The sequence below is a fragment of the Xanthomonas sp. SHU 166 genome, assembly GCF_000364685.1.
In the GTDB taxonomy this organism is placed as follows: Bacteria; Pseudomonadota; Gammaproteobacteria; order Xanthomonadales; family Xanthomonadaceae; genus Xanthomonas_A; species Xanthomonas_A sontii.
Genome location: NZ_AQOJ01000707.1, coordinates 1 through 7125, shown reverse-complemented (window position 1 = coordinate 7125; position 7125 = coordinate 1). Strand labels below are relative to the sequence as shown.

General features: G+C 69.0%; 9 protein-coding genes. 7 read left to right on the top strand and 2 right to left on the bottom strand.

What is annotated here, in order from left to right:
• On the bottom strand, positions 1-558 hold a 558-nt coding region (locus tag D180_RS16605), incomplete at its 3' end, for an ATP-binding cassette domain-containing protein (protein WP_017913680.1).
• Between the two features lie 160 nt (positions 559-718).
• Here D180_RS16605 and D180_RS16600 point away from each other — a divergent pair.
• The 3 genes from D180_RS16600 (at position 719) to D180_RS16590 (ending at position 3537) form a co-directional block, all read left to right on the top strand.
• On the top strand, positions 719-1342 hold the full coding sequence (locus tag D180_RS16600) for an arylesterase (RefSeq protein ID WP_017913679.1): 624 nt from the start codon (positions 719-721) through the stop codon (positions 1340-1342).
• A 92-nt stretch (positions 1343-1434) separates the two neighbouring features.
• The gene (locus D180_RS16595) at positions 1435-2148 is read left to right on the top strand and encodes a response regulator transcription factor (protein WP_003481607.1); all 714 of its coding nucleotides are present in this window, start codon (positions 1435-1437) and stop codon (positions 2146-2148) included.
• A gap of 108 nt (positions 2149-2256) precedes the next feature.
• The gene (locus tag D180_RS16590; protein WP_017909567.1) at positions 2257-3537 is read left to right on the top strand and encodes a HAMP domain-containing sensor histidine kinase; all 1281 of its coding nucleotides are present in this window, start codon (positions 2257-2259) and stop codon (positions 3535-3537) included.
• A gap of 34 nt (positions 3538-3571) precedes the next feature.
• Here D180_RS16590 and D180_RS16585 read toward each other — a convergent pair whose 3' ends face one another.
• Complete coding sequence (locus D180_RS16585) at positions 3572-4288, bottom strand: SGNH/GDSL hydrolase family protein (protein ID WP_017913678.1); 717 nt, start codon at positions 4286-4288, stop codon at positions 3572-3574.
• Between the two features lie 188 nt (positions 4289-4476).
• On the opposite strand from D180_RS16585, the gene D180_RS16580 reads away from it, so the two are divergent.
• The 4 genes from D180_RS16580 to D180_RS16565 all read left to right on the top strand — a co-directional run.
• Positions 4477-4857, top strand: coding sequence for a diacylglycerol kinase (locus tag D180_RS16580; RefSeq protein ID WP_017913677.1), 381 nt, complete (start codon positions 4477-4479; stop codon positions 4855-4857).
• A 39-nt stretch (positions 4858-4896) separates the two neighbouring features.
• Positions 4897-5646: a TerC family protein gene (locus D180_RS16575; RefSeq protein WP_010342213.1), complete on the top strand. Its 750-nt coding sequence runs from the start codon at positions 4897-4899 to the stop codon at positions 5644-5646.
• A gap of 74 nt (positions 5647-5720) precedes the next feature.
• On the top strand, positions 5721-6353 hold the full coding sequence (locus D180_RS16570; RefSeq protein ID WP_017913676.1) for a LemA family protein: 633 nt from the start codon (positions 5721-5723) through the stop codon (positions 6351-6353).
• 42 nt (positions 6354-6395) lie between these two features.
• Positions 6396-7125: TPM domain-containing protein (locus D180_RS16565; protein WP_051064859.1), on the top strand; the 730-nt coding region annotated here is incomplete at its 3' end.

Genomic DNA, 7125 nt, shown 5'->3' with positions numbered 1-7125 from the left:
GAGCCGGTAGCGGTGTTCGCAGCGCTGCGCCAGGCGCATGTCGTGGGTGACCAGCACCAGGGTGGTGTCGCTGCCTTCGTTGAGCGCGAACAGCAGGTCGCTGATCTGTTGCCCGGTGGCCTGGTCGAGGCTGCCGGTGGGCTCGTCGGCGAACAGGATGCGCGGCCGCGCCACGAAGGCGCGCGCCAGCGCCACGCGCTGCTGCTCGCCGCCGGACAGTTGCCGCGGGTAGTGCCGCGCCCGCGCGCTCAGCCCGACCGCCTCCAGTACCTCGCGCACCCGCGCCGGATCCTCGCGTCCGGCCAACTCCAGCGGCAGCGCGATGTTTTCCGCCGCGGTCAGCGACGGCAGCAGATGGAAACTCTGGAACACGAAGCCGACCTCGCGCGCGCGCAGCGCGGCGCGCGCTTCCTCGTCCAATGCGTTGAGCGACTGCCCGGCCAGCACGATCTCGCCGCGCGTGGGCAGGTCGAGGCCGGCCAGCAGGCCGAGCAGGGTGGTCTTGCCGGAGCCGGAGGCGCCTACGATGGCGACGCTGTCGCCTTCACCGATGGTCAATCCGACCTTGTCGAGAATGTGGACCGTACCCTCCGGTCCGCTGACGGATTTGCCGACATCGCGTACGTCGATGGCGATGCTGGCGCGAAGCGTGGGGGCCTGACTGTCGATGAGGGAATCTCCAATGCGTGGCGACGAGACGAGAAGCAAGCGGGCCTGGATGCGCCGCGCCTGGCTGCTGCTGGCATGGTGGGTGCTGCTGCCCGCCATCGCCTGTGCCAAAGGTGCGACGGGGCCGGTGCTGGTGCTCGGCGACAGCCTCAGCGCGGCGCACAACATTCCGGTGCAGTCCGGCTGGGTGGCTTTGCTGGACAAGCGCCTGCAGCAACAGATGCGGGCGCCACCGGCGGTGGTCAATGCCAGCATCAGCGGCGAGACCTCCTCCGGCGCGCTGACCCGCCTGCCGGCGCTGCTGCAGAAGCACCGGCCGTCGGTGGTGGTCATCGAACTCGGCGGCAACGACGCGTTGCGCGGGCTCAGCCCGGCCGAACTGCGCGGCAACCTGGAGAAGATGATCGTGCTCAGCCGTGACGCCGGCGCGAAGGTGCTGTTGCTGGGCATCGATGTGCCGCCGAACTACGGACCGGGCTACCGCCAGCGCCTGCGCGCGGTCTATGCGGACCTGGCCAAGCAATACCGGACGGGCCTGCTGCCGTTCCTGCTGGAGGGCGTGGCGCTGAACCCGTCGCTGATGCAGGGCGATGGCCTGCACCCCACCGCGGCGGCCCAGCCCAAGGTGCTGGACAATGTCTGGCCTCAGCTCAAACCATTGATCGCGCAGTAGTTTTTTTGTTGCTCAGGCAGATGAAGCGGCCTTCACGCCGCCACCACCGCCCATCCGGCATGTTTCACAAAGCTGAAGACTGAGGAAGCGTTATGCGTCAGACCAAGGAAACATCCGGGCTCGTGCTGGTCGTGGAAGACAACCGCAATATTTCCGAGATGATCGGCGAGTACCTGGAAGGCCGCGGGTTCGAAGTGGATTACGCCTGCGACGGCCTGGACGGCTACCGCCTGGCGGCGGAGAACAGCTACGACGTGGTGGTGCTGGACCTGATGCTGCCGCGTCTGGATGGCATCGAAGTGTGCCGCCGCCTGCGCAACGACGCGCGCAAGTCGACCCCGGTGCTGATGCTGACCGCGCGCGACACGCTCGACGACAAGCTCACCGGCCTGGGCTTCGGTGCCGACGACTACCTGACCAAGCCGTTCGCGATCCAGGAACTGGAAGCCCGCCTGCGCGCGCTGATCCGCCGCGAGCGCCGGCAGGTCGGCTCGGAAGTGCTGAAGGTGGCCGACCTGGTGCTGGATCCGGTGAGCATGCGTGCCACCCGTGCCGGCACCGAGTTGCAGCTGTCGCCGATCGGCCTGCGCCTGCTGACCATCCTGATGCGCGAATCGCCGCGCGTGGTCACCCGCCAGGAGATCGAGCGCGAGATCTGGGGCAACGGCCTGCCGGACTCGGACACCCTGCGCAGCCACCTGTACAACCTGCGCAAGATCATCGACAAGCCGTTCGACCGCCCGCTGCTGCACACCGTGCAGAGCGCCGGCTACCGCATCGCCGACATCGCCCAGCCGATGAGCTGAGGCAACGCCCGATCGTGGACCCCGCAGCGGCCCCGGTGAACGGGGCCGCTTGCACGAAAGGCTCACGATCGGCCTTCCTATAATCGCGGCAACGATCACGGATGCCGTATGCCGCACGGGTTGCCGCGCAAACTTCGCCTCGCCCTGATCGCCCGCATCGTGTTTGCGGGCTGTGTGGTCACGCTTGCCAGTTATCTGGTGGTCGCGATCGTGCAGCATTCGCTGGTCGGCTCGATCCTGAAGCAGGAGGCGCGCTACTACTGGCGCCTGCGCGCGCAGCTGCCGCAGCAACCGCCGCCCAACAGCCACAGCCTGCGCGGTTATCTGGTGCCGGCCGGGCAATCCGATGCGGCGGTGCCTGCCGACCTGCGCGGGTTGGCGCCAGGCCTGCACGAAGATCGCCCTGGCGGCGAGATGGTGCTGGTCGACCAGACCGAGAACGGGCGCCTGTACCTGGTGTTTTTGCGCGCACCGGCGCAGCGGCTGGCGTTCTGGTTCGGCGTGGTGCCGACGTTGCTTACCCTGATCGCGGTGCTGGTGGTGGCCTGGCTGACCTGGCGGGTGTCGCGGCGCTTGCTGTCGCCGATGAACTGGCTGGCGCGGCGGGTCTCGCGCTGGGATCCGCGGCATCCTGCCGCCGCCGAATTGGCCCCGGAAAACCTGCCGGCCGACGTACAGGGCGAGGCGCGGCAACTGGCCGCCGCCCTGCATGCGCTGGCCCTGCGCGTCACCGACCACGTCGCCCGCGAACGCAACTTCACCCGCGATGCCAGCCACGAGCTGCGCACCCCGCTGACGGTGATCCGCGTCGCCACCGACATCGCCATGACCGAGCAGGAACTGCCGCCGCGCCTGCACCGCAGCCTGCAGCGCATCCAGCGCGCCGGCCGCGACATGGAGGCGGTGATCGACGCCTTCCTCATCCTGGCGCGGGAAGCGGACGTGGTGCCGCAGAGCGAACTCTTCGAGATCGCCGACGTGGTCGAGTACGAGGCCGAGAACGCGCGCGAACTGCTGATCGGCAAGCCGGTGACCCTGAGCGTGCGCGTGCTGGCCTCGGCGACATTGCATGCGCCGCCGCGCGTGCTCCACGTGGTGGTCAGCAACCTGCTGCGCAACGCCTGCAGCTACACCGACGCCGGGCGCATCGAGGTCGAGGTCGAGGCCGACCGCATCCGCATCCGCGACACCGGCATCGGCATGTCCGAGGACGCTTTGCGGCACGCCTTCGAGCCGTTCTTCCGTGCCGAGCCGGAGCGCCCGCAAGGCACCGGGCTGGGCCTGTCGATCGTGCGCCGGCTGTGCGACCGTTTCGGTTGGCAGGTGGCCCTGGAAAGCGCCGAGGGCGGCGGCATTCTTGCGACCGTGCGGTTCCCGCCGGTCACGTGAGCGCCCGCGCACGGCGGCGCGGGCGCGTCACGGTTCAATCCTTCAGGTACGGACGCAGGGTGTCGCGCCACAGCGCGTAGCCGGCCGCGTTCATGTGCAACTTGTCCGGTCCGAACAGCTCGGCGCGCGGCTGCCCGTCGGCACCCAGCATCGGCGTGTACACGTCGACGAACTGCACCTGCTTCAGGCTTGCGGCGGCCTTGCGGATCAGCGCGTTGGCCTCGGCCATCTTCGGCATCAGCGCCGCGCGCGAGGGGCTGGGCTTGATCGACAGATAGACGATGCGGGTCTTGGGCAGGTCGCGGTGCACGCGGGTCGCGAAGGCCACGAAGTCGTCGCGCACCTGCTGCGGACTGCGGCCGCTGTTGAGGTCGTTGTCGCCGGCGTAGAACACGATCAGGCGCGGCTTGTACGGCACCACGATGCGGTCGGCATACCAGGTGCTGTCGCGGATCTCCGAGCCGCCGAAGCCGCGGTTGAGCGTCTGCACGCCCGGAAAATCCGTGGCCAGCGAGGTCCAGAAGCGGATCGAGGAACTGCCGACGAACAGCACGCCACCGGGTTTGACCGGATGCGCGGCATCGTCCTTGGCGAAACGCGCCATGTCCTCTTCCCAGGCCGCATTGGAGACCTGGTCGGGCACGCTGGGCGGCGGGGGTGGGGTGAGCGCCAGCGCCGGCGACAGGCCCAGCAGGGACAGGCTGAACAGACTCAGGGCGAGCAGCGGTGCGCGCAGCGGCGAACGGGGCATGACGCCTCCTCGAAGCAAGGGGATCGGCGATGGTGCCGCAGGCACGACATGCAGGCAAATCCGCGGCGATGCCGGCGGTGCCGCGGGGCTTGTGGCAAAATTGCCGCCTATCCCGCTGCGCCTTGCCCATGACCGATTCCTTCCGGCCGTCGTCGTCGCGTCCCCGTTCCCTGGGGCGGGGCTGAGCCGTGGCCGACCAGTTCGGGCATCTGCCGCGTGGACCGCGCCGCATGCTGATGGCGGCACGCTGGTCGTGGCAGGGGCTGCGCGCGGCTTGGCTGCACGAATCCTCCTTCCGCCTGGAGGTGTGCCTGTTCCTGATCTTGGCGCCGCTGGCGCTGTGGCTGGGGCAGGGGCCGGTGCAGCAGGTGCTGATGATCGGCTCGCTGCTGCTGGTGCTGGCGGTGGAACTGCTCAATTCGGCGATCGAAGCGGTGATCGAGCGCTACGGCCCCGAGCATCACGAACTGGCCGGGCGCGCCAAGGACATGGGCTCGGCCGCGGTCTTCGTGATGCTGGCCAACGTGGTGCTGTGCTGGGGCCTGATCCTGGTGCCGCGCCTGCTGTGATCGCCGCCCGTTTCTTCTTCCGTTAAAGGATCCGACGCCATGGCCCTCGAGTTTCTCGCCGACCCCAACACCTGGCTGACGCTGTTGACGCTGAGTGCGTTGGAGATCGTGCTGGGCATCGACAACCTGGTGTTCATCTCCATCGCCGTGGGCAAGCTGCCGGAAGCGCAGCGCCCGGCCGCGCGCAAGTTCGGCATCGCGGTGGCGTGCCTGACCCGCATCGCGCTGCTGGTGTCGCTGGCGTTCCTGGCGCGCATGCAGGGCGAGCTGTTCAGCGTCGCCGGCATGGGCATCTCGATCCGCGACCTGGTGCTGATCGTCGGCGGCCTGTTCCTGCTGGTGAAGGGCACGATGGAGATCCGCGAGCTGATCACCGGCGGTGAGGACGAAGACCCCACCACCAGCAAGGCCTCGGGCGTGTTCTGGATGGTGATCGCGCAGATCGCGGTGATCGACATCGTGTTCTCGCTGGATTCGGTGATCACCGCGGTGGGCATGGCCCAGCACATCCCGGTGATGATCGCCGCGGTGCTGCTGGCGGTGGCGGTGATGCTGCTGGCGGCCAATCCGCTGGGCCGCTTCATCGACGCCAACCCGACGGTGAAGATGCTGGCGCTGGCCTTCATCCTGATGATCGGCGTGGTGCTGATCCTGGACGGCCTGGACGTGCACGTGCCCAAGCCCTACATCTACGCGGCGATGGGCTTCTCGGTGCTGGTGGAGTGGCTGAACCTGCTGATGCGCCGGCGCGCCGCCGCGCACCAGGTGCCCGGCGCCGGCAAGTGGTGAGCCACCGCTGAGGTCGGCTGCGTTTTCACCGGCGGCGTGGCAAGCTGCGCGCAGTCATTCGCCGGAGTCCTCGCATGCGCCTGTTGTCCCGCTCCCTGTTCCTGGCCGCGCTGGCGGTGTTGCTGTCCGGCTGCGGCTACAACGCGATCCAGCAGAAGGACCAGGCGGTCAAGGCCGGCTGGTCGGAAGTGCTGAACCAGTACAAGCGCCGCGCCGACCTGGTGCCGAACCTGGTCAACACGGTCAAGGGCTATGCCGACCAGGAGCGGCAGGTGCTGACCGACGTGACCAACGCCCGTGCCCGCGTCGGCCAGGTGCAGGTCAACGCCGACGACGCCGCCTCGCTGCAGCAGTTCCAGCAGGCGCAGGGCCAGTTGTCCAGCGCGCTGTCGCGGTTGCTGGTGGTCAGCGAGAACTACCCGAACCTCAAGTCCGACCAGGCCTTCCGCGACCTGCAGGCGCAGCTGGAAGGCACCGAGAACCGCATCACCGTGGCGCGCGGTCGCTACATCCAGGCGGTGCAGGACTACAACACCTACATCCTGTCCTTCCCGCAGGTGCTCACCGCCAAGATGTTCGGCTACAAGGAGAAGCCTAACTTCTCGGTGGAGAACGAGGCGCAGATCTCCGAGGCGCCGGCGGTGAACTTCGGCGGCCAGCCGGCGTCCCCGCCGCAGCAGCCGCAGCAGCCGGCACCGGCGCACTAAGCGCCGCCGCGGGCCGGCGTGACCGTGCGTTTCACATTCGTGATGGCTGGGCGCGCTGCCGTATCGGCGGCGTCGCCTGGCGCTGCTCGCCGTGCACCTCGCCGCCGGCTCGCCGGCGTCTGGCTGGTGCTGCTGCTGGCGTTGCTGCCCTGGCTGGCCTGGGCGCAGACCGAGGCGTCGATCCCGGCGCTGGACGCGCCGGTGGTCGACACCACCGGCACGCTGACGCCGAACCAGCGCCTGGAGTTGGACCGGCAGGCGGTGCAGTTGCAGCAGCGCAAGGGCAGCCAGCTGCAGGTGCTGGTGGTGCCCAGCACCGCGCCCGAGAGCATCGAGCAATACACCCAGCGCGTGTTCGACCAGTGGAAGCTCGGCCGCAAGGGCGTGGACGACGGCGTCCTGCTGGTGGTGGCCAAGGACGACCGGCGCGTGCGCATCCAGCCCGGCTATGGCCTGGAAGGCGCGATTCCCGACGCCACCGCCAACCGCATCATCCAGGAGTACCTGGTGCCGCGCTTCCGCGCCGGCGACTACAGCGGCGGGATTTCCGAAGCGACCGCGATGCTGGTCAAGCTGATCGACGGCGAAGCGTTGCCGGCGCCGGTCAGCGCGCACGCCTCGGCCTCGCGCGGCGGCGGCCTGGGATTCGGTTTCTTCGCCGGCCTGTTCGCGGCGCTGGTCGCGCAGGTGTTGTTCGCGCGGCTGTCGCGCCCGGTGCGCGGCGTGCTGAGCGGCGTGGTCGGCGGCGGCGTCGGCCTGCTGCTGAGTCTGT